Source organism: Nocardioides baculatus (assembly GCF_016735675.1).
Taxonomy (GTDB): domain Bacteria; phylum Actinomycetota; class Actinomycetes; order Propionibacteriales; family Nocardioidaceae; genus Nocardioides; species Nocardioides baculatus.
Genome location: NZ_JAERSG010000004.1, coordinates 102,640 through 124,874 on the forward strand (window position 1 = coordinate 102,640; position 22,235 = coordinate 124,874).

Annotated in this window: 22 protein-coding genes; 15 read left to right on the forward strand and 7 right to left on the reverse strand. The window is 72.4% G+C overall.

What is annotated here, in order from left to right:
- Window positions 1–102 precede the first annotated feature (102 nt).
- Both JI751_RS13615 and JI751_RS13620 read left to right on the forward strand, forming a co-directional pair.
- Complete coding sequence (locus JI751_RS13615; protein WP_201937536.1) at window positions 103–732, forward strand: TetR/AcrR family transcriptional regulator; 630 nt, start codon at window positions 103–105, stop codon at window positions 730–732.
- Window positions 729–2,429 carry an FAD-binding dehydrogenase gene (locus tag JI751_RS13620; RefSeq protein ID WP_201937538.1) on the forward strand — a complete coding sequence of 567 codons (1,701 nt, stop codon included), beginning with the start codon at window positions 729–731 and terminating at the stop codon, window positions 2,427–2,429. Before JI751_RS13615 ends, JI751_RS13620 begins: the two co-directional genes overlap by 4 nt.
- Here the strand turns inward: JI751_RS13620 and JI751_RS13625 are convergent.
- Entirely contained in the window at window positions 2,351–3,361 is a 1,011-nt protein-coding gene (locus tag JI751_RS13625) for an AraC family transcriptional regulator (RefSeq protein WP_201937546.1), read from the reverse strand. The two genes, JI751_RS13620 and JI751_RS13625, sit on opposite strands and share 79 nt — an antisense overlap.
- Window positions 3,362–3,442: 81 nt before the next feature.
- Here JI751_RS13625 and JI751_RS13630 point away from each other — a divergent pair, with 81 nt between their 5' ends.
- From JI751_RS13630 to JI751_RS13640, 3 genes are all read left to right on the forward strand, one after another.
- Window positions 3,443–3,976 carry an anthrone oxygenase family protein gene (locus JI751_RS13630; protein ID WP_201937549.1) on the forward strand — a complete coding sequence of 178 codons (534 nt, stop codon included), beginning with the start codon at window positions 3,443–3,445 and terminating at the stop codon, window positions 3,974–3,976.
- Between the two features lie 90 nt (window positions 3,977–4,066).
- The gene (locus tag JI751_RS13635) at window positions 4,067–5,065 is read left to right on the forward strand and encodes an RNA polymerase subunit sigma-70 (protein ID WP_201937550.1); all 999 of its coding nucleotides are present in this window, start codon (window positions 4,067–4,069) and stop codon (window positions 5,063–5,065) included.
- On the forward strand, window positions 5,062–5,478 hold the full coding sequence (locus tag JI751_RS13640; RefSeq protein WP_201937552.1) for a DUF6069 family protein: 417 nt from the start codon (window positions 5,062–5,064) through the stop codon (window positions 5,476–5,478). The genes JI751_RS13635 and JI751_RS13640 overlap by 4 nt, the downstream gene beginning before the upstream one ends.
- Here JI751_RS13640 and JI751_RS13645 read toward each other — a convergent pair.
- Window positions 5,459–6,169 carry a TetR/AcrR family transcriptional regulator gene (locus JI751_RS13645; RefSeq protein WP_201937553.1) on the reverse strand — a complete coding sequence of 237 codons (711 nt, stop codon included), beginning with the start codon at window positions 6,167–6,169 and terminating at the stop codon, window positions 5,459–5,461. The two genes, JI751_RS13640 and JI751_RS13645, sit on opposite strands and share 20 nt — an antisense overlap.
- Before the next feature lie 130 nt (window positions 6,170–6,299).
- On the opposite strand from JI751_RS13645, the gene JI751_RS13650 reads away from it, so the two are divergent.
- The 3 genes from JI751_RS13650 to JI751_RS13660 are packed head-to-tail and all read left to right on the forward strand — an operon-like array spanning window position 6,300 to window position 11,532.
- Window positions 6,300–7,253 (forward strand): NAD-dependent epimerase/dehydratase family protein, encoded by a 954-nt coding sequence (locus JI751_RS13650; protein WP_201937563.1) that lies wholly within the window; start codon window positions 6,300–6,302, stop codon window positions 7,251–7,253.
- A gap of 55 nt (window positions 7,254–7,308) precedes the next feature.
- Window positions 7,309–10,695, forward strand: a complete 3,387-nt coding sequence (locus JI751_RS13655) for a pyruvate carboxylase (RefSeq protein WP_201937571.1) — start codon at window positions 7,309–7,311, stop codon at window positions 10,693–10,695.
- 9 nt (window positions 10,696–10,704) lie between these two features.
- Window positions 10,705–11,532, forward strand: coding sequence for an SDR family NAD(P)-dependent oxidoreductase (locus JI751_RS13660; protein WP_201937582.1), 828 nt, complete (start codon window positions 10,705–10,707; stop codon window positions 11,530–11,532).
- Here JI751_RS13660 and JI751_RS13665 read toward each other — a convergent pair.
- The 3 genes from JI751_RS13665 to JI751_RS13675 are packed head-to-tail and all read right to left on the reverse strand — an operon-like array spanning window position 11,529 to window position 14,127.
- Window positions 11,529–11,924 (reverse strand): NUDIX domain-containing protein, encoded by a 396-nt coding sequence (locus tag JI751_RS13665; RefSeq protein WP_201937584.1) that lies wholly within the window; start codon window positions 11,922–11,924, stop codon window positions 11,529–11,531. The two genes, JI751_RS13660 and JI751_RS13665, sit on opposite strands and share 4 nt — an antisense overlap.
- 38 nt (window positions 11,925–11,962) lie before the next feature.
- A complete protein-coding gene (locus tag JI751_RS13670; RefSeq protein WP_201937586.1) occupies window positions 11,963–12,883 on the reverse strand; it encodes an SGNH/GDSL hydrolase family protein in 921 nt (306 codons plus the stop codon).
- Window positions 12,880–14,127, reverse strand: a complete 1,248-nt coding sequence (locus JI751_RS13675; protein WP_201937596.1) for a SpoIID/LytB domain-containing protein — start codon at window positions 14,125–14,127, stop codon at window positions 12,880–12,882. Before JI751_RS13675 ends, JI751_RS13670 begins: the two co-directional genes overlap by 4 nt.
- A 72-nt stretch (window positions 14,128–14,199) precedes the next feature.
- On the opposite strand from JI751_RS13675, the gene JI751_RS13680 reads away from it, so the two are divergent.
- Both JI751_RS13680 and JI751_RS21125 read left to right on the forward strand, forming a co-directional pair.
- On the forward strand, window positions 14,200–14,856 hold the full coding sequence (locus JI751_RS13680; RefSeq protein ID WP_201937598.1) for a hypothetical protein: 657 nt from the start codon (window positions 14,200–14,202) through the stop codon (window positions 14,854–14,856).
- 33 nt (window positions 14,857–14,889) lie between these two features.
- Window positions 14,890–15,801 carry a DNA-formamidopyrimidine glycosylase family protein gene (locus JI751_RS21125; RefSeq protein ID WP_201937600.1) on the forward strand — a complete coding sequence of 304 codons (912 nt, stop codon included), beginning with the start codon at window positions 14,890–14,892 and terminating at the stop codon, window positions 15,799–15,801.
- On the opposite strand, the gene JI751_RS13690 is transcribed toward JI751_RS21125, so the two are convergent.
- Together JI751_RS13690 and lpdA are read right to left on the reverse strand one after the other, a co-directional pair.
- Complete coding sequence (locus JI751_RS13690) at window positions 15,737–17,116, reverse strand: NAD(P)H-quinone dehydrogenase (protein ID WP_201937603.1); 1,380 nt, start codon at window positions 17,114–17,116, stop codon at window positions 15,737–15,739. The genes JI751_RS21125 and JI751_RS13690 overlap by 65 nt on opposite strands.
- A gap of 8 nt (window positions 17,117–17,124) precedes the next feature.
- Entirely contained in the window at window positions 17,125–18,528 is a 1,404-nt protein-coding gene (lpdA, locus tag JI751_RS13695; RefSeq protein ID WP_201937612.1) for a dihydrolipoyl dehydrogenase, read from the reverse strand.
- A 112-nt stretch (window positions 18,529–18,640) separates the two neighbouring features.
- On the opposite strand from lpdA, the gene JI751_RS13700 reads away from it, so the two are divergent.
- The 5 genes from JI751_RS13700 to JI751_RS13720 are packed head-to-tail and all read left to right on the forward strand — an operon-like array spanning window position 18,641 to window position 22,217.
- Window positions 18,641–19,093 carry a gamma-glutamylcyclotransferase gene (locus JI751_RS13700; RefSeq protein ID WP_201937614.1) on the forward strand — a complete coding sequence of 151 codons (453 nt, stop codon included), beginning with the start codon at window positions 18,641–18,643 and terminating at the stop codon, window positions 19,091–19,093.
- Between the two features lie 31 nt (window positions 19,094–19,124).
- On the forward strand, window positions 19,125–19,940 hold the full coding sequence (locus JI751_RS13705) for a purine-nucleoside phosphorylase (protein ID WP_201937615.1): 816 nt from the start codon (window positions 19,125–19,127) through the stop codon (window positions 19,938–19,940).
- Between the two features lie 13 nt (window positions 19,941–19,953).
- Window positions 19,954–20,745 carry an NAD-dependent epimerase/dehydratase family protein gene (locus JI751_RS13710; protein WP_201937617.1) on the forward strand — a complete coding sequence of 264 codons (792 nt, stop codon included), beginning with the start codon at window positions 19,954–19,956 and terminating at the stop codon, window positions 20,743–20,745.
- A gap of 50 nt (window positions 20,746–20,795) precedes the next feature.
- Window positions 20,796–21,170, forward strand: a complete 375-nt coding sequence (locus JI751_RS13715) for a MerR family transcriptional regulator (RefSeq protein ID WP_201937625.1) — start codon at window positions 20,796–20,798, stop codon at window positions 21,168–21,170.
- 45 nt (window positions 21,171–21,215) lie between these two features.
- Window positions 21,216–22,217, forward strand: coding sequence for an aldo/keto reductase (locus JI751_RS13720; protein ID WP_201937627.1), 1,002 nt, complete (start codon window positions 21,216–21,218; stop codon window positions 22,215–22,217).
- The last annotated feature ends 18 nt before the right edge of the window (window positions 22,218–22,235 follow it).

Here is a 22,235-nt window from a genome sequence, read left to right on the forward strand (position 1 = left end):
GAGGCCTTTGCAACCCCCTCCAAGTGTCCGACTCACCCTCCAAGTCCGACATCACAGCCCGCATAGATAGCGAGCGATCACTTTTTATGTGAGACTCCCGGGGTGTCCGCCACCCCGACCCCGCGCCGTACGCAGGCCGAGCGTCGCGCGGGCACGATCACGTCGCTCCTCGACGCGACCGTCGGCTGCCTCGCCGAGCGGGGGTACGCCGCCACGTCGACCGCCGCGGTCTGCGCGGAGGCAGGCGTCAGCCAGGGGGCGCTGTTCCGGCACTTCCCGACCCGCCAGGCGCTGCTGGTCGCCACGGCCGAGCATGTGGCGACCCGCAACGTCGAGGCGTTCCGCACGACCGTCGGCGCGGACGTGGACAGCGTGGACGCCGTGGTCGCCGTGCTGGCCCGACTCCGCGAGGTGGTCCTCTCCCCCGCCAACCAGACCTGGCGCGAGCTGCTCGTGGCTGCCCGGGCGGATGCCGACCTCCGAGCTGCACTCCTCCCCGCCCGCGAGTCGCTGCAGGCGCAGATGCTCGACGCGGCCTCCGACCTCTGGGCCGAGCGCCTGCCCGCCGATGACCTGGCCGCCGTGCTGAGCATCGTGGTCAACATGCTCGACGGTCTGGCGTTCTCGGCCCTCGACCCCGACCCGACGGCCGCCCCCGGCCGCACCGTCGAGCGCGCGCTGCGCCTGCTCGCCGAGATGATCGTCAGCCACTACCCGCAGGAGCAGCCATGACCACCGCCAGGGACACCTTCACCCCCGACGTCACCGTCGTCGGCGCCGGGCTCGCCGGCCTCGTCGCGACCCACGAGCTCGCGCTCGCCGGCAAGCGGGTGCTGGTCCTCGACCAGGAGAACCGCAAGAACCTCGGTGGCCAGGCGTGGTGGTCGCTCGGTGGCCTGCTCTTCGTCGACAGCCCCGAGCAGCGGCGGATGGGCATCACGGACTCCCCCGAGCTCGCCTGGCAGGACTGGCAGGGCTCGGCGCAGTTCGACCGGCTCGGCGACGGCACCGACGGTCCGGGCCGCGGCGAGGACCACTGGCCGCAGCAGTGGGCACGGGCCTACGTCGACTTCGCCCACCGCGAGAAGCGCGCGTACCTCCACGACCTCGGGCTGAAGTCGCTGCCCTTCGTCGGCTGGGCCGAGCGCGGCGACGGGCGCGCGCTGGGCCACGGCAACTCGGTCCCGCGCTTCCACCTCACGTGGGGCACCGGTCCCGAGGTCGTCCGGATCTTCGCCGAGCCGGTCGAGCGCGCCGAGGCGGCCGGGCTCGTACGGTTCGCGTTCCGGCACCAGGTCGACGAGGTGGTCGTCGAGGACGGCACCGTCGTCGGCGTGCGCGGCACGGTCCTGGCCGACGACGACAGCGAGCGCGGGGTGAGGTCCAGCCGTGAGGCGGTCGGCGACTTCGAGCACCGCGCCGCCGCGGTCGTCGTGACGAGCGGCGGGATCGGCCACAACCACGAGCTGATGCGTCGCAACTGGCCGACCGAGCGGGTCGGCGCCGCTCCCGAGCACCTGATCTCCGGCGTCCCGGCCCACGTCGATGGCCGGATGCAGGGCATCGCCGAGACCGCGGGCGCGACGATGGTCAACAAGGACCGGATGTGGGCCTACGTCGAGGGCATCCACAACTGGGACCCGGTCTGGCCCGACCACGCGATCCGGATCCTGCCCGGCCCGTCGTCGATGTGGTTCGACGCCACCGGCAAGCGGCTGGAGGGCATGTCGGGCGTCCCCGGCGCCGACTCGATCGGCGCGATGAAGCAGATCCTCGCCGCCGGCCACGACTACTCGTGGTTCGTGCTGACCCAGTCGATGATCGAGAAGGAGTTCGCCCTCTCCGGCTCCGAGCAGAACCCCGACATCACCGGCAAGGACCTGACGTTCCTCGCCCGGAGCCGGCTCGCCAAAGGCGCTCCCGGACCGGTGGAGGCCTTCAAGGAGCACGGTGTCGACTTCGTCGTCGCCGACGACCTCGACGAGCTCGTCACTGGGATGAACGAGCTCGCGCGGGGGCCGAAGCTCGACCCGGACGCGCTGCGCCACCAGATCGAGGCGCGCGACCGCGAGGTCGACAACCCGTTCAGCAAGGACATCCAGGTGATGGCGATCCACAACGCCCGCCGCAGCCGTACGGACAAGCTGATCCGGGTCGCCAAGCCGCACAAGGTCCTCGACCCGGCCCACGGCCCGCTGATCGCCGTACGCCTCAACATCCTGTCGCGCAAGACGCTCGGCGGGCTCGAGACGGACCTCGACGGCCAGTGCGTCGCCGCCGACGGGAGCCGCGTGCCCGGCCTGTACGCCGCGGGCGAGGTCGCCGGGTTCGGCGGCGGCGGGGTCCACGGCTACAACGCGCTCGAGGGCACCTTCCTCGGCGGGTGCATCTTCTCCGGGCGAGCCGTCGGGAGGGCGCTCGCGCGCTGACTGCCGGCTCGCCGGTGGTCGCGCGGGCTGATGCCGCGCTCCCGCTTGAACGCCGCGCTGAGCGCGAACGGCGTCGCGTAGCCGACGCGACGCGCGACCGACGCGACGGTAGCATCGGGCTCGAGCAGCAGGTCGGCGGCCAGCGAGATCCGCCACTGGGTCAGGAACGCCATCGGCGGCTCGCCGACGAGCTCGGTGAACCGCCTCGCGAATCCGGCCCGGGACACCCCCGAGCGGTCCGCCAGCTCGGCCACGGACCACGCGTGGTGGGGGTGGTGCTGCATCAGCCGCAGCGCCGGTCCGACGACGGCGTCGCCCTGGGCGGCGTACCACCCGGGCGTCCCGGCGTGTGATCGGGCGAACCAGGTCCTCAGCAGGGTGAGGAGCAGCAGGTCGAGCAACCGGTCGAGGACCGCCTCCTGGCCGGGGGCGTCACGGACCACCTCCTGGGCGAGCAGGTCGACGAGCGGGGTCTCGAGCTCGTCGGCACGCAGCACCAGAGTCCGGGGCAGGGCCCGCAGCAGCCGGCGCGTCACCTCGCCCTCCAGCTGGTAGACCCCCGTCAGCAGCACCGTCTCCCCCTCGCCGGTGTTGCCCCAGCTGCGCACGCCCTGCGCCATCTCCTCGGCCACGACGTGCCCGTCCACGGTCGTGCACACCTGCCCGGGGTGGATGACGACCTGGGTCGGCGTGCCGGGGTCGTCGGCGATGGTCCAGTGGTCGCCGCCGACCCACACCACGACGTCACCGGCCCCGAGGCGTACAGGTTCCTCATCGTCGGGGCACACCCACATCCCACCGCGCACCACCGTGGTCACCGAGAGTGGCGCCTCGTCCTCCAGCCGCACGCACCAGGGCGGGTCGAGAAGGATCCGGAGGAGGAAGGCCCGCCGGGCCCGGGGGCCGTCGAGCATCGCGCTGAGTCCGTCCACGCGTTTGATCGTAGACGCTCGCGTATGCAACGGGCCTGTTCGACCATGGAAACTCGCAGCCCAGCGCGATGGACTGCCTCCATGACCTCACGACACGTCCCGTCCGGAAACCTCCTGACCAGCCCCCTGTCCACGGCCCTGACCACCGAGCCCCGCGCAGCCCTCATCGTCGTGGCCGCGCTCGTCGCCGGCCTCCAGGCCGGCACCTACTTCACGTGGTCGACCGGGGTGATGCCCGGGCTGGCCAGGGTCGACGACCGCACGTTCGTGGAAGCGATGCAGCAGATCAACATCGCCATCGTGAACCCGCTCTTCCTGGCCACCTTCCTGGGTGCGCCGGTCCTCGCGGCCGCTGCTGCCCTCCTGGGTGGCCCGTCGGCGCGACCGTGGGCGCTCGCCGCGACGGTGCTGGCCGTCGGCACGCTGGCCATCACCTTCGCCGGCAACATCCCGCTCAACGACGCCCTCGAGGGCGCGGGGAGGGTGGACACGATCGCGGACCTCGCGGCGGTCCGCGCGGACTTCGAGTCCAGGTGGGTCCTGCTCAACGCCGGCCGCAGCCTGACGTCCGCAGGCGCGCTGGCCTGCCTGGCCGTGGCAGCACTGCGATCGTAGTCGCGAGCGCTTCCTGACGTGCCGTGATGAGTTCTGTCGCCCGACGCCGTCATACCTCCAGATGGACCACCACACGACGGAGGATGGACGATGAGCGCAGTGCTGGGCGTGGAGCAGGAGACGAACGTGACCGAGCTGGGCGCGATGGACGAGGCCGGATTCTCGGAGCTGGCCGAGAAGTACCGGCGTGAGCTGCACGTCCACTGCTACCGGATGCTCGGGTCGTTCCAGGACGCCGAGGACGCGGTGCAGGAGGCGTTCCTGCGCGCGTGGCGCCGGCGGGAGACCTTCGCGGGTCGCTCGACCGTCCGCGCCTGGCTCTACCGGATCGCGACCAACACGTGCCTCGACGTGCTCGCCAAGCGCCGCCCCGAGCCGGCGACCGGCGGTGAGGCGCTGTGGCTCTCGCCCTACCCCGACCGGCTGCTCGACGAGCTGACCGCCGACGAGGCCGACCAGCCCGAGGCCGCCGCGCTCGCGCGCGAGACCGTCGAGCTGGCGTACGTCGTCGCGGTGCAGCACCTCGCTCCCCGCCCGCGCGCCGCGCTGATCCTGCGCGACGTCGTCGGCTGGCCCGCGAAGGACGTCGCCGACCTGCTCGGCGACTCGGTCCACTCGGTCAACAGCGCCCTCCAGCGCGCCAGGGCGGGCATGCGCGAGCACCTGCCGGCCGAGCGGCAGGAGTGGACGGGGGGCGAGGACGACACCCACAACCGGGAGCTCGTACGCCGCTTCACCGACGCCAGCATGGCCACCGACATCGACACGATCGCCACCATGCTCCGCGACGACGTGCGGTTCGCGATGCCGCCCGTGCAGGGGTTGACGATCGGGCGCGACGCCGTGGTGGCCGACTGGATCGAGGGCGGCTACCCCGAGATCACCGGCCTGCGCGGCGTCCCGACATCGGTCAACCGCCAGCCCGCGGTCGGCTACTACGTGTGGCGCGAGCAGGACTCGGCCCACGTCCCGCTCGCGCTCGACGTGCTGCGGATCAGTGCCGGCGCGATCACCGAGGTCACGATCTTCGGGCCCGAGCAGTTCGCGCACCTCGGCCTGCCGGCACGGCTCGAGGGGGCCGCCCGATGATGCGGCTCGCGCGCACCGGCCTGCTCGCCGCCGCGGCGGCGGCGGCCGCCACCGGCCTCGGTGCCGGCCTCGCCGGCGTCGCCGGCATCCACCTCGACGTCGAGGGCGGCAGGATCCCGGCGTCGGGCATCGCGTTCGTGACCGCGGTCCTCTCGCTCGTCGGCGTCGCACTGGCAGCGGCCCTGCTGCGGTGGACCGCTCACCCGGCGCCATTGTTCGTCCGGATCGCCGGCGGCCTCACCGCGATCTCTCTCGTCCCGCCGCTGACCTGGGCAGAGGATGCCGCGGCCATGATCACGCTGATCGTCCTGCACCTCCTGGCGGCAGCCGTGATGATCCCTGCCCTGGCCCGTGCCCTGCGGGCCGGCGATCTGACGACCGCCGACCGGCCGGTCAGCGTCCGCCTGGGGTGAGTCCGACGGCCTCGACCAGCGCCTCGAGGTGCTGCTCGAAGAGGTCCGCGGGGTCGGTGAGCGTGTCGCGGCCGTACTGCCCGAACACCTCGAAGGACAGGCAGCCGAAGAGCGCGGCCCACGCGAACAGGCCCCGGGCGACCAGCCGGTCGGGGGCGCTGAGCCCCATCTCCCGCCGGATCCGCCCCAGGTCGCGCGAGAGCCGCCGCGGTGCGAGGGGCGCGTCGTCGAGCCTGACGGCGCCCGCTCGCCAGGCGTCCTCCCAGACCTCGACCAGCCGGCCGACCACGCGAGTGCCCGGTCCGGTCGTGCGCTCGGCGGGTGCCTCGTAGCCGGGCACCGGGCTGCCGAAGAGCAGGGCGTACGTCGCCGGCTCGGCGAGCGCCCAGGCGCGGGTCGCCCGGCCGATGGCCGCCAGCCGCCCGGCGTGGTCGGCGTCGTCCACCCGCTCGAGGGCCGCGTCGACCGCGTCGCCGAGCTCGTCGTAGCCGTCGACGACCAGCAACGTCAGGAGCTCGTCGCGGCTCGCGACGTAGCGGTAGATCGCGGACGACACCAGGCCGAGGTCGCGCGCGACCGCCCGCAGGGACAGGGCCGCCGCTCCGTCGGTGGCGAGGTGTGCGCGTCCGATCCGAACGATGTCGCGCATGGTCTGCTCGCGTGCCCGGGCTCGTGGAGTGGCGGTGTCCATGGGCCCATGCTGCCACATGTGCGAGCACCGATGACTAGAGAGAGCAGTGCTCTTGCATTGCAGGGGGGAAGGGTGCACGATGGACGAACGGAGAGCAGTGCTCTCACATTCACCTCACCCAGGAGCAGCCATGAACACCGTCCACGTCGTCACCGGAGCCGGACCCGTCGGCTCGACCGTCGCCCTCCAGCTCGCCGACGCGGGCCACCAGGTCCGCCTGCTGACCCGGTCGGGCAGCGGACCAGTGCACCCGCTCATCGACCGCCGCCAGGTGGACGTCTCCCGTCCGGAGGCCCTCGCCGAGGCTTTCGACGGCGCGGTCGCGGTGCACCACTGCATCCACGGGTCGGCGTACGACGCCCGGGTCTGGCGCGCCGAGCTGCCGCGGGCCGAGGCGGCCGTGCTCGATGCCGCCGGGCGGGTCGGAGCGGTGGTCGTCTTCCCCGAGAGCCTCTACTCCTACGGCCCGGTCGACGGCCCGCTGACCGAGGACCTGCCGCGCACCGCGACCACCGGCAAGCTCGGCGTCCGCACCGAGCTGCTCGCCCAGCGCGAGGCGTCCGCCACTGCGACCGTGAGCGTCGCGGCGTCCGACTTCTACGGGCCTGCCGTCCGCAACGCCCACGCCGGCGAGCGGCTGGTGCCGACCGTGCTGGCCGGCCGGACGATGCGGGTGCTCGGCAGCCTCGACCAGCCGCACGCCTTCACCTACGTCCCCGACCTGGCCGCGGCGATGATCGAGGCCGCCGCGCGTCCGGAGCTCTGGAACTCGTTCCTCCACGCCCCCACCGCGGCGCCGATCACCCAGCGCCGGCTCGTCGAGCTGGTCGCGGAGGCGGGCGGCGTGGCCGTGCCGCGGATGTCCGCGATCCCGCCGTGGGTGCTCCGCGCGTCCGGTGTCGTCTCCCGAGAGATGCGCGAGCTGGCGGAGACGGCGTACATGTTCAGCGACCCGTTCGTGCTCGACTCGAGCGCGAGCGAGCAGCGCCTCGGGCTCTCCCCCACCCCGGTGGAGGCGGGCCTGGGGGCGACGGTCGCGTGGTGGCGCGCCGAGCAGGCGACGGGTGGGGCGAGCGCTGCCTGACCGGGGTACGGACGAGTAACCCACGTCACACCCGTCCCTCGATAGCGTTCGGGTCATGTTCTCCAAGGTCCTCATCGCCAACCGTGGTGAGATCGCAGTCCGTGCCCTCCGAGCCGCGCGCGAGATCGGCTCGAAGACGGTGGCCGTCTTCCCGCACGAGGACCGGTGGTCCGAGCACCGGATGAAGGCCGAGGAGGCCTACGAGATCGGCGAGGTCGGCCACCCGGTGCGGGCCTACCTCGACCCGGACGCGATCGTCGCGGTCGCCGTGCAGTGCGGGGCGGACGCTGTCTACCCCGGCTACGGCTTCCTCTCGGAGAACCCGGCCCTGGCCGAGGCGTGCGCCGCGGCGGGCATCACCTTCATCGGCCCGAGCGCCGAGGTGCTGACGCTGACCGGCAACAAGGCCCGCGCGATCGCGGCGGCCAAGGCCGCCGGCGTACCCGTGCTCGAGTCCGTGCCCCCGTCGACCGACGTCGAGGAGCTGCTGAAGGCGGCCGAGGCCATCGAGGCGCCCCTCTTCGTCAAGGCGGTCGCCGGCGGCGGTGGCCGCGGCATGCGACGCGTCGACGACCGGGCCGGGCTGCGCGAGGCGATCGAGACCTGCATGCGCGAGGCCGAGGGCGCCTTCGGCGACCCGACGGTCTTCATCGAGCAGGCCGTGGTCGACCCGCGCCACATCGAGGTGCAGGTCCTCGCCGACGGCACCGGCTCCGAGGGTGGCGTGATCCACCTCTACGAGCGCGACTGCTCGGTGCAGCGCCGCCACCAGAAGGTCGTCGAGATCGCGCCCGCGCCCAACCTCGACCCCGGGATCCGCGACCACATGTGCGCCGACGCCGTGCGGTTCGCGCGCGAGATCGGCTACAAGAACGCCGGCACCGTCGAGTTCCTGCTCGATCCCAGCGGCCGCTACGTCTTCATCGAGATGAACCCCCGCATCCAGGTCGAGCACACCGTGACCGAGGAGATCACCGCGGTCGACCTCGTGCAGTCGCAGATGCTGATCGCGGCCGGCGCCACCCTCGCCGACCTCGGGCTCACCCAGGACTCCGTGCAGCCCCGCGGCTTCGCGCTCCAGTGCCGGATCACCACCGAGGACCCGGCCAACGGCTTCCGCCCCGACACCGGCAAGATCACGACCTACCGCTCCCCCGGCGGCCCGGGCGTCCGCCTCGACGGCGGTACGACGTACAGCGGCGCCGAGATCAGCCCGCACTTCGACTCGATGCTCGCCAAGCTCACCTGTCGCGGCCGCACCTTCGAGTCGGCCGTGCAGAAGGCCCGGCGCGCGCTGCTCGAGTTCCGGATCCGCGGCGTCTCCACCAACGTCGCCTTCCTCCAGGCGGTGCTGGCCGATCCCGACTTCGCCGCGGGCGGCGTGACCACCTCCTTCATCGAGGACCACCCGCAGCTGCTCAAGGCGCAGGTCGGCGGCGACCGTGCGTCGCGCCTGCTGACCTACCTCGCCGACGTCACCGTCAACCAGCCGCACGGCGAGGCGCGGTTCTCGGTGTCGCCGACCAGCAAGCTGCCCGCGCTCGACCGCTCGCAGCCCGCGCCCGCCGGCACCCGCCAGCTGCTGCGTGACGTCGGCCCCGAGGAGTTCGCCCGCCGGCTCCGCGACCAGGACCGGGTCGCGGTCACGGACACGACCTTCCGCGACGCCCACCAGTCGCTCCTCGCCACCCGCGTGCGCACCCGCGACCTGCTCGCGGTCGCCGAGCACGTCTCCCGCACCACGCCGGAGCTGTGGTCGGTCGAGTGCTGGGGCGGGGCGACCTACGACGTCGCGCTGCGCTTCCTCGCCGAGGACCCGTGGGAGCGGCTCGCGGCGCTGCGTGAGGCGATCCCCAACATCGGCCTCCAGATGCTGCTCCGCGGTCGCAACACCGTCGGTTACACGCCGTACCCGACCGAGGTCACCGAGGCCTTCGTGCAGGAGGCGGCCGAGACCGGCATCGACGTCTTCCGGATCTTCGACGCGCTCAACGACGTCTCGCAGATGCGGCCCGCGATCGACGCGGTGCGTGCCACCGGGACGTCCGTCGCGGAGGTCGCGCTCTGCTACACCGGCGACCTGTCGTCGCCCGACGAGACGCTCTACACGCTCGACTACTACCTCCGCCTCGCCGAGCAGATCGTCGACGCCGGCGCGCACGTGCTGGCGATCAAGGACATGGCCGGGCTGCTCCGCGCGCCCGCCGCGCGCACCCTCGTGACCGCGCTGCGCGAGCGCTTCGACCTGCCCGTGCACCTGCACACCCACGACACCCCGGGCGGTCAGCTGGCCACGCTCGTCGCGGCGATCGACGCCGGGGTCGACGCGGTCGACGCCGCGTGTGCGGCGATGGCCGGTACGACGTCCCAGCCGGCGCTGTCGGCGCTGGTGTCGGCGACCGACCACTCCGCACGCGAGACCGGGCTGTCGCTCGCCGCGGTCAACGCGCTCGAGCCCTACTGGGAGGCCACCCGCCGGGTCTACGCGCCCTTCGAGTCCGGCCTGCCCGCGCCGACCGGTCGCGTCTACCGCCACGAGATCCCCGGCGGCCAGCTCTCCAACCTGCGCCAGCAGGCCATCGCCCTGGGACTCGGCGAGAAGTTCGAGCAGGTCGAGGACATGTACGCCGCCGCCAACGACATCCTCGGCAACGTGGTGAAGGTGACCCCGTCGTCCAAGGTCGTCGGCGACCTCGCGCTCGCCCTCGTCGCCGCGGGTGCCGACCCGGCGGAGTTCGAGGCCGACCCGGCGTCGTACGACGTCCCGGACTCGGTGATCGGCTTCCTCAACGGCGAGCTGGGCGACCCGCCCGGCGGCTGGCCCGAGCCGTTCCGCAGCAAGGCCCTGGCCGGACGGACGTGGAAGCAGCCGACCGAGAGCCTGACGCCCGAGCAGCAGCAGGGCCTGGCCGACGACCGGCGCACGACGCTCAACGAGCTGCTCTTCCCCGGGCCGACGGCCGCGTTCGTCGAGTCCCGTCAGGCCTACGGCGACCTGTCGGTGCTGCCGACCGCCGACTACCTCTACGGCCTCCAGCGCGGGGGCGAGCATCCCGTGCAGCTGCGCGAGGGCAAGACCGTGCTCTACGGCCTCGAGGCGATCAGCGAGCCCGACGAGCGCGGCTTCCGCAACGTGATGGCCACGATCGACGGCCAGCTCCGGCCGGTGCAGGTGCGCGACCGCAGCATCGCCGCCGAGGTCGCCTCGGCCGAGAAGGCCGACCCGGCCAACGGCGGCCACGTCGCTGCGCCGTACGACGGCGCGGTGACCGTGACCGTCGCCGAGGGTGACACCGTCGAGGCCGGCCAGACTGTGGCCACCATCGAGGCGATGAAGATGGAGGCTTCGATCACCGCGCCGAAGGCGGGCACCGTCTCGCGGCTGGCCGTCCGCTCGACCCAGGGGGTCGAGGGCGGCGACCTGGTGCTCGTGATCGGCTAGGTTGCGACCATGGCTGACACCGCGCTGGTGACGGGGTGCTCGTCCGGCATGGGCCTGCACGCAGCGGTCGCCCTCGCAGCGGCCGGGATGGACGTCGTCGCGACGATGCGCGACCCGGCCCGGGACGGCGAGCTGCGCGCAGCCGCCGAGGCGGCGGGCGTGTCACTCACCGTGCAGGCCCTCGACGTCACCGACGACGATGCGGCGCGCGACGTCGTGGCTGCCGTTGCAGCCGAGCACGGACCCGTCTCGGTCCTGGTCAACAATGCCGGGCAGGGCATGGTCGGCACCGCCGAGGAGATCAGCCTCGACGCCGTGCGGGCCCAGCTCGAGGTCAACTACCTCGCACCGGTGCGCCTCACCCAGCTCGTGCTGCCGGCGATGCGGGAGGCCGGTCGCGGTCGGATCCTGACCGTGACCAGCGTGGGGGGAGCCGTCGGCCAGCCCTTCGCCGACGCCTACTGCGGCTCGAAGTTCGCCGTCGAGGGCTTCATGCAGTCCCTGTCCACCGTGGCGCACCGGCACGGCGTCTGGGTCAGTGTCGTCGAGCCGGCAGCCGTGGCGAGCAGCTTCGTCGACAACGCCGTGCGCCACGACGGCGGAGGCCCCTACGAGGCACAGCTGGGCGCCTACCTCTCCCGCAGCGCCGCTGCCTTCGCCGCGGCCCAGTCCGCGGCCGACGCGGGACGGGCGATCGCCGAGGCGGCAACGTCGCCCGACTACCGGTTCCGCTGGCAGACCTCGCCCGGTGCCGCTGCCTTCGTCGCGATGTCGCTGGCAGACGGCGACGGGTCGCAGGTCTTCGACGCCACCGATGCCTGGACCCGCACCGACTAGCTCGTCAGTGCGCGGACGAGCGCTGCCCTGACGTCGACGTTCGCCGGCGGAGGCAGTTCGTCGAGCCCGAACCAGCCGAGGTCGAGGTGCTCCTCCGGCGCGAGGTTGGCGGGCGTGCCCTGCCAGTCACGCACCAGCCACGCGCTGAGGACCACCGGCTCGGCGACCGGCCGTGCCTCCACCCGGCACAGGTGGGTGGTCGAGGCGACGTCGACCTCGACGCCGACCTCCTCGCGCAGCTCCCGGACGAGCGCCTCGAGCTCGGACTCGCCCTCCTCCCGCACGCCGCCGGGCAGCTCCCACACGTCGGGGTAGGCCACCTTGTCCGGCCGACGGTGCGCGAGCAGGACCCGCCGGTCGCGGACCAGCGCACCGACGACCACCTCCACCATGCTTCGATCCCAGCACGGAGGTCCGACACCCCGGTCCCTCAGGACTGGTTGAGCACCACGACGTCGGGGTCCGGCTCGGCGTACTCGGTGACCTCGGGGTCCTCGCCGGTGAGCTGCCGGAACGCCTCGGTCGCCACGGCACGCATGCCGTTGATCTTCGGGTGGAACGGCGCGGCGATGCCCGCCCGGAAGCGCGGCCCGTTGACCCACGCACGGCCCTTGGCGCACACGTCGTGACCGGCCGAGACGGCCTCCATGTCGACGTACGACGCGCCGGCCGCCTTCGCGCCCTTGCGCAGCGAGGCGTTGAGGAGCCCCGCCACCTCGGTGACCGGCCCGAGCACCTCGGCCGACGCCCCCACCGCGTTGCAGGTGCCCTCGGTCGGCAGGATGTCGGGGTAGCCGACGACGAGCACCTCGGCGTCGGGCGCGACCTTCGTGATGCGTCGTACGGCCTGCTCGACGCGACCGGCGACCTTGCGGGCGTCAGCACCGAGCTGGTCGACCGGGCACACCGCGCCGGCCTGCTGGCACCGGATCAAGCCGTCGTAGATGCCGAAGTCGTTGCCACCGATCCCGAGGGTCACCAGGTCGGTGTCGGCCGAGACGGCGTCGATCTGCGGGCCGGTGGTCCCCCCGTTGAACATGGTCATCGGTGCGTAGAGATCAGCCGTCGTCGCCGCCGAGCAGGTGACGTCGGTGTAGCTCGCGACGTCGAGCCAGTCGGCGAGGAACGCCGGGTAGTTGTCCCTCGAGCGCGCGCAGCCCTCGGGGTCGGTGCGCATCGTGCCGATGAACGGACCGGCCGAGAACGAGTCGCCCATCGCGACGTAGTCGATGGTGGAGGTCACCTCGGTGTCGACCACGGGGTCGGGCAGGGCGTCGTCACTGCTCGCGCCGCCCGCGCTGCAGCCGGTGGCCGCGAGAACCAGAGCGGCAGCCAGGATGGATGCCCTCACTCGCGCGCCTGTCCCCGCTGGCGCGGCGTGACCGAGAAGGTGAACCAGTCGGAGTTGAGCGCGAAGGCGTCGCGCACCGTGTCGCCGTCGGTGCGGAAGGTGCCGGTCGTCCCGGTGAAGGCGATGTCGACGACGCGACCGCCCCACTCGCCGTAGCCGTTGCGGGTGGTCACCTCGATGCCGGTCAGGTCGCCGATCGTCGGCCACTTCGCCTCGATCTGGGTGTCGTCGATCGCCTTCGTCCACGTGGAGTACGCCGGGTTCGCGAGGCTGTCGTAGGGGTCCGCCTGCGCGACGAGGTAGGGCATCGACCCGACGGCCGAGTAGCCGCCGTTGCTCGCGGAGAACTGCGTGAAGGCGGGACGACCGCCGTAGAAGAGCCCCTGCTTGGCGGTGGCCTGGATGGCAGCGGTCGCCAGCGGGTGCTCGTCGTCGACGCCGCCGTAGACCTGGCAGTTGCTGGTGTCGCAGAGGTCGTAGTGGGCCGCCGAGGGGTGCGAGCGCTCGAACGCGGCGTAGGTCCGGGCAGCGACCGACTGGGCGCTGACCGCGTCGGGCTCCCAGCTGGCCGGGACCTCGCGCGGGACGACCCCGCGGAGGTAGGCCTCCATGCTGAGGCGGTTGACCGTCTCGCGCTTCGTGCTCTGGCGCGGGGCGACCGACTGGAGGGTGCCGCGATAGTCGCGACGTCCGGCCGGCGTGACCAGGGTCAGCACGCCTGTGGTGGAGCCGAACTCGGCCTCGCCGGGCACCTTCTTCCACGTCCGCCAGCCGCCGCCCTTGGTGTACTGGACCGCGGTGCCGCTGCCGGCCCCGACGAGGCGCCACTTCCTCGCCGCGATCGGCGGGATCCGCCAGGTCCGCCGCTTCGAGAGGCTGGTGACCTCGAGCCCGCGCTGCGCGGCGACCTGGACGTCCCGACCGGTGTCGGCGGTGATCAGGACGCGGATCTTGCCGCCGATGCGTCCCCACGTGGTGCCGGGGTAGTAGAACTCGTCGATCTGCTGCCAGGTCAGGCCCTGCTTGGCCGCACCCAGGGTGCCGTACTGCGAGAGGCCCTTGCCGTGGCCGTAGCCGTGACCGGTGATGGTGATGCCGACGCTGCCCGGCGTCGGGAACGTCTCGACCTTCCGGCGCTCCGCCGTCGATGGGGCCGCGGAGGCGGCGGACGAGGGCAGGACGGGCAGCACCAGCACGCTCGCGAGGACCGCGAGCAGGAGCCTGGCTGGTCGGGTGTGGCGCATGGTGTGGATCTCCCCCGAGAAGCGTGGACGAACAGAGCCTCCGAGCGTACAGGCGCATGCGAGACTCGACCCATGTTCGGGGGACGCCGCCGGCGGCGTGAGGAAGCGCTCGTCGCCAAGGACCGCTGGCGGACCGCGCGCAAGCTCATGGACGAGGACGTCACCGTCCTCGGCGAGCAGCTCGCCGAGCTCCACGTCGACACCCTCGCCGACGACCTCGGCCACGAGGCCGCCGACCACTACCGCCGCGCGCTGGCGCACTACGACCAGGCCAAGGACCTCCTCGCCGCGAGCGCGACCGCCGAGGACGTCGTGGCCGTGGAGCAGGTCGTCGCCGACGCTCGCTTCCACCGGGCCACCGTCCTCGCGATCCGCGACGGCGAGCCGCTCCCCCAGCGCCGCGAGCCCTGCTTCTTCAACCCGCAGCACGGGCCCTCGATGCAGGACGTCGAGTGGACCCCGCCGGGCGGCACTCCGCGCACGATCGCGATCTGCGCGGCCGATGCCCGCCGCCTCGCCGCCGGCGAGGAGCCGCTCGTGCGGATGGTGCGGATCGGCGACCGGTGGGTCCCGTGGCACCTCGCCGGGAGCGTGCAGGGTGCCATCGACGCCGGGGCGCAGCTGGCGAGGTCGGGCAGCCACGGCGTGCACGGGCAGCAGAACCTGTCGCAGGCCTACCTCAACCAGGCGATGGGCGGCTACGACGGCACGGGCGGCGGCTTCAACTGACCGCCTGTCCCACCCTCCTGTGACACTGGTCGGGTGCCCGAGGGAGACAGCGTCTGGAAGCTCGCGCGCCGGCTCGACCGCCAGCTCACGGGCCACACGATCGCGCGCTCCGACTTCCGCACCCCACGCCTCGCCACGCGCGACGTCTCCGGGCGCGAGGTGCTCGGCCACGACACCCACGGCAAGCACCTGCTGACCCGCTTCAGCGCCGCGGCCGACTCACCCCCGGCCACGCTCCACAGCCACCTCAAGATGGACGGCTCGTGGTCGACGCTCGCGCCGGGCAAGCGGCTGCCGGCCAGGGTCCAGCCCCACGTGCGCCTCCTGCTGACGCTCGACGACGACCGGGTCGTCCACGGCATCCGGCTCCACGACCTCGACCTCGTGCCCACCGACCGCGAGGCCGACCTCGTCGGGCACCTCGGCCCCGACCCGCTGCGCGACGACTGGGACCCCGCCGAGGCCGTACGACGGCTCGGTGAGGACCCGACGCAACCGTTCGTCTCGGCGTTGCTCGACCAGCGCCGCGTCGCGGGGTTCGGCAACCTCTGGGCCAACGAGCTGGCCTTCCTCACCGGCGTCAGCCCGTGGACCCCGATCGGCGAGGTCGACGTCGAGCGCCTCGTCGAGCGCGGGGCGACGATGCTGCGCCACTCCGCGACCGTCGAGGGCGCCTACCAGGTCACGACCGGCTCGCCCGTGCGCGGCGACGACCACTGGGTGACCGGCCGGCAGCGCCATGGCTGCCGGCGCTGCCGCGGTCCGATCAGCGTGACGGCCGAGGTGCCCGGCGACGCCGCCAACCGGCGTACGTGGTGGTGCCCCGCGTGCCAGCCCGGACCGGGACCCGAGGCGCGGGTGGGCCAGCCGGGCGTGCGGGTCAGACCCGGTGCAGCCGGCGGGCGGCCTCGGCGATCGAGCCGCTCATCGAGGGGTAGACGGTGAACGCCTGGGCGAGCTGGTCGGCGGTGAGCGACTCGGCCACCGCGATCGACACCGGGTGGATCAGCTCGGAGGCACGCGGCCCCACGACCACTCCCCCGACGACGATGCCGGTGCCGGGGCGGCAGAAGAGCTTCACGAAGCCGTCGCGGACGCCCTGCATCTTGGCGCGGGCGTTGCCCGCCAGCGGGAGCATGACGACCTCGGCCTCGATCTCGCCCGCGTCGACGGCCTTCTGCGACCAGCCGACCGTGGCGATCTCGGGAGCCGTGAAGACATTGGAGGAGACCTTCTTGAGGTCGAGCGGCGCGACCGCGTCGCCGAGGAAGTGCCACATCGCGATCCGCCCCTGCATCGCGGCGACCGAGGCCAGCATCAGCACGCCGGTGCAGTCGCCCGCGGCGTAGATGCCGCGCGCCGAGGTCCGCGAGACGCGGTCGACGGTGATGAAGCCGCCCTCGTCGACGGCGACACCGGCCTCCTCGAGGCCGAGGTCGGCGGTGTTGGGGATCGAGCCGAGGGCGAGGATGCAGTGGCTGCCCGAGACCGTACGGCCGTCGGTGAGCGTCACGGTCACCGTGTCGCCGTCGCGCGTCACCGACTGCATCCGCGACTGGCCGAGCACGTGCATCCCGCGTCGCGTGAGCACGTCCTCGAGCACGGCGGAGGCGTCGGCGTCCTCGCCTGGCAGGACCCGGTCACGGCTGCTGACGAGGGTGACGTCGATGCCGAGCGAGAGGTAGGCGCTGGCGAACTCCGCACCGGTCACGCCCGAGCCCACCACGATCAGCTTCTCCGGCACCTCGGTCAGGTCGTAGACCTGCTCCCAGGTGAGGATCCGCTCGCCGTCGGGCTGCGCGCTGGGCAGCGTGCGCGGTGCGGCGCCGGTGGCGACGATGATCGCGTCGGCCCGGAGCGTCTCCTCGCCCACCAGCACGGTCAGGTCAGCCCCGAGGCGGCCGCGACCCGTCACCACGCGTACGCCGTCGCGGTCGAGGCGGTCCGCGATGTCGGTGGACTGGTCGGCGGCCAGCCGCTTCACGCGGGCGTTGACCCGGCCCAGGTCGACCGAGATCGAGGTCGCCGCGTCGCCCTGGTGGTCGTGGAAGTTGACCCCGAGCTCCTGGGCCGTGCCCATGTCGGCCATCAGCTCGGCCGTGGCGATCAGGGTCTTGCTGGGGACGCAGTCGGTGAGGACGGCCGAGCCGCCGACGCCGTCGGTGTCGACGACCGTGACCTCGGCGCCGAGCTGGGCGGCGACGTGGGCGGCCTCGTAGCCGCCGGGGCCGCCGCCGACGATGACGATGTGATCAGCCATGCGAGTCCTCAGAAGTTGATCATGTGGCCGGCGATGCCGTGGACGGCCTCCTTGACGGCCTCACCCAGGGTCGGGTGCGCGAAGACGTTGCGGGCCACCTCGTCGGCGGTGAGGTCCCACTGCTGCGCCATGGTCAGCACGGGCAGCAGCTCGGTGACGTTGGGGCCGATCATGTGGGCGCCGATGATCTCGTTGTGCTCGGCGTCGGCGACCACCTTGACGAAGCCGACCGGCTCGCCGAGGCCCATCGCCTTGCCGTTGGCGGTGAAGGGGAACGACGCGGTCTTCACGTCGTAGCCCTTCTCCTTGGCCTGCGCCTCGCTGTAGCCGAACGACGCGACCTGCGGGTTGCAGTAGGTCGCGCGCGGCACGAAGTCGAAGGCCACCGGCATCGTCTCGGCGCCGTTGATGGTCTCGGCGGCCACGATGCCCATCGCCTCGGCGACGTGGGCGAGCATCATCTTCCCGGTGCAGTCGCCGATGGCGTACACGCCGTCGACGTTGGTCCGGCCGAAGTCGTCGATCTCGATCGCGCCGCGCTCGGAGACGTTGACCCCGGTGTTCTCGAGGCCGTAGCCCTTCACCCGCGGGGCGAAGCCGAAGGCGGCGAGGAACTTGCCGGCCTCCAGCACCTGCTCGTCGCCGCCGGCGGCCGGGGCGACGGTGACCTTGACGCCCGACCCGGTGTCCTCGACGTTCTTGACCGCGGTGGAGGTCAGCACCTTGACGCCGAGCTTCTTGTAGTGCTTGGCCAGCTCCTTGGAGATGTCGGCGTCCTCGGTCGGCACCATCCGGTCGAGGAACTCCACGATCGTCACGTCGACGCCGAAGTTGGCCATCACGTAGGCGAACTCGACACCGATGGCGCCCGACCCGCCGATGATGATCGACTCGGGGAGGTGGTCGGTGAGGATCTGCTCCTCGTAGGTCACCACGTTGTCGCTGAGCTCGACGCCGGGGACCAGGCGGACGGTCGCACCGGCGGCGATGATGAGGTTGTCGCAGGTGTAGGACGTCGTGCTGCCGTCCTTGTCCTTGACGTCGATCGCCTTCGGACCGGTGAGCGTGCCCCACCCGTCGATCTCGGTGATCTTGTTCTTCTTCATCAGGAAGTGGACACCCTTGACGATGCCGGCGCTGACGTCGCGGCTGCGCTTGTGGGTGGGGCCGAAGGCCATGGTGGCGTCGCCCTCGATGCCGAACTTCGCCTTCTCGTGCTGGAGCGTGTGCGCCAGCTCGGCGTTCTTCAGCAGCGCCTTGGAGGGGATGCAGCCGACGTTGAGGCAGACACCTCCCCAGTACTTCTCCTCCACCACGGCCACCTTCTGGCCGAGCTGGGCTGCGCGGATCGCGGCGACGTAGCCACCGGGGCCGGCGCCGAGGACGAGGGTGTCGAAGTGCGTGTCGGTCACGGTCCCCACCCTAGTTGTCGGCCCTCGCGCGGGAACACCCGGCCGAGGCTTGTCCTGGGGAGCGCGCCCTGGCGCGCGTCACGAAGGGTCGAGGCTCGATATCCTGCTCCCCGTGACGCTCTACGCCGCCTACGGGACCAACCTCGATCCCGCCCGGATGAGCGAGCGCTGTCCCCACTCGATCCTCCAGTCCACGGGCTGGCTGACCGGCTGGCGACTGACGTTCGGTGGCGAGGAGCACGGCTGGGACGGGGCGCTGTCGACGATCGTCGAGGACCCGTTCGAGCAGGTCTTCGTGGCGGTCTACGACGTCACCCCCGAGGACGAGCGCCAGCTCGACGGCTGGGAGGCCGCCGACAGCGGCCTCTACCGCAAGACCAAGGTGCGGGTGCAGACCATGACCGGCGAGATGGTCGTGTGGTCCTACGTCCTCGATGCGTACGAGGGCGGGTTGCCCTCGGCGTCCTACCTCGGCGTGCTCGCCGACGCCGCCGACGCCGCCGGCGCCCCGGAGGACTACGTCCACGCGCTGCGGCGCCGGGCGTGCCGCTCGACCGGCCTCTGACGGAGCGTCCGCTGGCCCTAGAGTGCGGCCCATGAGCGAGACGAACCCCTACGACAACGCCCAGGCCGCCGCCGCGAAGCTCGCCGAGCTGACCGGCGTGGAGCGCCACGACATCGCCCTCGTGCTGGGCTCGGGCTGGCTGCCCGCCGTCGACGCGCTGGGCGAGGCGACCGCCGAGATCGACACCACCGACCTGCCGGGCTTCAGCGCCGCGGCCGTCGTGGGGCACAGCGGCAAGATCCGCAGCATCCGCTGTGCTGTCGAAGGGGGAAGCGACAAGAACCTGCTGGTCTTCCTCTCCCGCACCCACTTCTACGAGGGCAAGGGCGTCGCCGCCGTCGTGCACCCGATCCGTACGGCGGCCGCCGCCGGCTGCTCGGCGATCGTGCTCACCAACGGGTGCGGCGGCCTCAAGGAGGGGTGGCAGCCCGGCCAGCCGGTGCTGATCTCCGACCACATCAACCTGACCGGCACCAGCCCGATCGTCGGCGCCAACTTCGTCGACCTCACCGACCTCTACAGCCCGCGCCTGCGCGCGATGTGCAAGGAGGTCGACCCGAGCCTCGACGAGGGTGTCTACGTCCAGTTCCCCGGGCCGCACTACGAGACCCCCGCCGAGGTGCGGATGGCCGGCGTCATGGGCGGCCACCTCGTCGGCATGAGCACGACGCTCGAGGCGATCGCGGCGCGCGAGGCCGGCATGGAGATCCTCGGCATCAGCCTCGTCACCAACCTCGCCGCCGGCCTGAGCGGCGAGCCGCTCAACCACGAGGAGGTCCTCGAGGCGGGCAAGGCCGCGGCCAGCCGGATGGGCGGCCTGCTGAGCCAGGTCGTCAGCAGGGTATGAGGGGCACAGCCTGATGCGGGTCCTCGTCACCGGCGCGGCCGGCAGCCTCGGCCGGGTCATCACGGTCGGCCTGGTCGAGCTGGGCCACGACGTCGTCGGGCTCGACCTGGTGCCGGCGCCCGAGGGCACGCCGTACGCCTGGCACGAGGCCGACTGCGCCGACGGCGACGCGGTCGAGGCCGTCTTCGCCGCCGAGCGGCTGGACGCGGTCGTGCACCTCGCCGGCGCCCCAGAGGAGCTGTCGTTGCCGGACGAGCTCACCTCGCACGTCATCACCACCGCCGCCCTGCTCGACGCGATGGTCGCCCACCGGGTGCACCGCATCGTCTACGCCTCGTCCAACCACGCCGTCGGGAGGACGCCACGCGCCGCCGGCGAGCTCACGGAGCAGGCCCTGCCGCGTCCCGACACGTACTACGGCGTCGCCAAGGTCGCCGCCGAGGCGCTGCTCCAGCTGTTCTCCGACCGCCACGGCATCGACGCGGTCGCCTGCCGGATCGGCTCGTTCCTGGAGCAGCCGACCAGCGTCCGCGGGCTGTCGACGTGGCTGTCCCACGGCGACGGCGTACGCATGGTCGAGGCGGCGCTCTCGGCCCCGGCTCCCGGCTTCGCCGTGCTCTACGGCATCAGCGCCAACACACGCGGCTGGTGGGACCTGGAGCCCGGCCGCCGACTGGGCTACGAGCCGCAGGACGACGCCGAGGACTTCGCCGGATCCATCGAGCCCGGGCCCGACGACGAGGCGGAGGCCGAGTTCCCCGGCGGCCCGTTCGCGATGGCGCGCTTCCACAGGCCGGCGCTCTGACCTCTGGCCGGTCTTGACTTGGAGCGCACTCCAAGTCGGAGACTGGTGCGGTGACCAGCCTGAGCATCGCCGAGGCCGCCGAGCAGACCGGCCTCACCGCCCACACCCTCCGCTACTACGAGCGCGACGGCCTGATGCTGCGTTCGGTCGAGCGGGCCTCGTCGGGCCACCGGCGCTACACCGACGACGACCTGCGCTGGATCCAGATGGTGACCCGGCTCCGGGCCACCGGCATGCCGATCCGCGACGTACGCCGTTATGCCGCCCTGGTCCGCGACGGCGACGGCAACGAGGCCGAGCGGCTCGACCTGCTCCTCGCCCACCGCGAGGTCGTCGAGCAGCAGCTCGCCGAGGTGACCTCCCACCTCCGGGCGATCGACCACAAGATCGCGCTGTACGAGCACAAGGTCGCCCCCGCTCCCTGACCGCCACTTGACTTGGAGCGCGCTCGAAGGAGTTTGGTGGAGGGCATGACCACACCAGACATCGGACAGCGCACGCTCGGCACCACCTCCTCGCTCACCGTCAGCACCCTCGGCCTCGGCTGCATGGGGATGTCGGAGTTCTACGGGACGCCCGACGAGCAGGCCGGCATCGACACGATCCACCGCGCGCTCGACCTCGGCGTCACCTTCCTCGACACCGCCGACATGTACGGCCCGTTCACCAACGAGCGCCTCGTCGGCAGGGCGATCTCGGACCGGCGCGACGAGGTGCAGCTCGCCACGAAGTTCGGCAACGAGCGCAATGAGGACGGCTCGTGGGTCGGCATCAACGGTCGTCCTGACTACGTCCGCGCGGCGTGCGACGCCTCGCTCCAGCGGCTCGGCGTCGACCACATCGACCTCTACTACCAGCACCGTGTCGACAAGACGGTCCCGATCGAGGAGACGGTCGGCGCGATGAAGGAGCTGGTCGACGCCGGCAAGGTGCGCCACATCGGCCTCTCCGAGGCCTCGGCCGCCAACATCCGCAAGGCGCACGCCGTGCACCCGATCACGGCGCTGCAGACCGAGTACTCGCTCTTCACCCGTGACCTCGAGGACGAGATCCTGCCGACCCTCCGCGAGCTCGGCATCGGCCTCGTGCCGTACTCCCCCCTCGGGCGCGGCATGCTGACCGGCGCAGTGACCCGCGAGTCGCTGGAGTCCGACGACTCCCGCGCCACCGGTCGGTTCCCGCGCTTCGACGGGGACGCCCTCGACGCCAACCTCGCGCTCGTGGACCGGATCACGCAGATCGCCGGCGAGAAGGGCTGCACCCCCGGCCAGCTCGCGCTCGCCTGGGTGCTGGCGCAGGGCGACGACGTCGCGCCGATCCCCGGAACCAAGCGGGTGAAGTACCTCGAGGAGAACGTCGGCGCGGCAGCGGTCGAGCTCGGTGCCGACGACCTGGCCGCCCTCGAGCAGGCCGTCCCGCGCGACGCCGTCGCGGGCGACCGCTACGGCGACATGTCGACGATCGACGCGTGAGCCTCCACGCCTGATCCT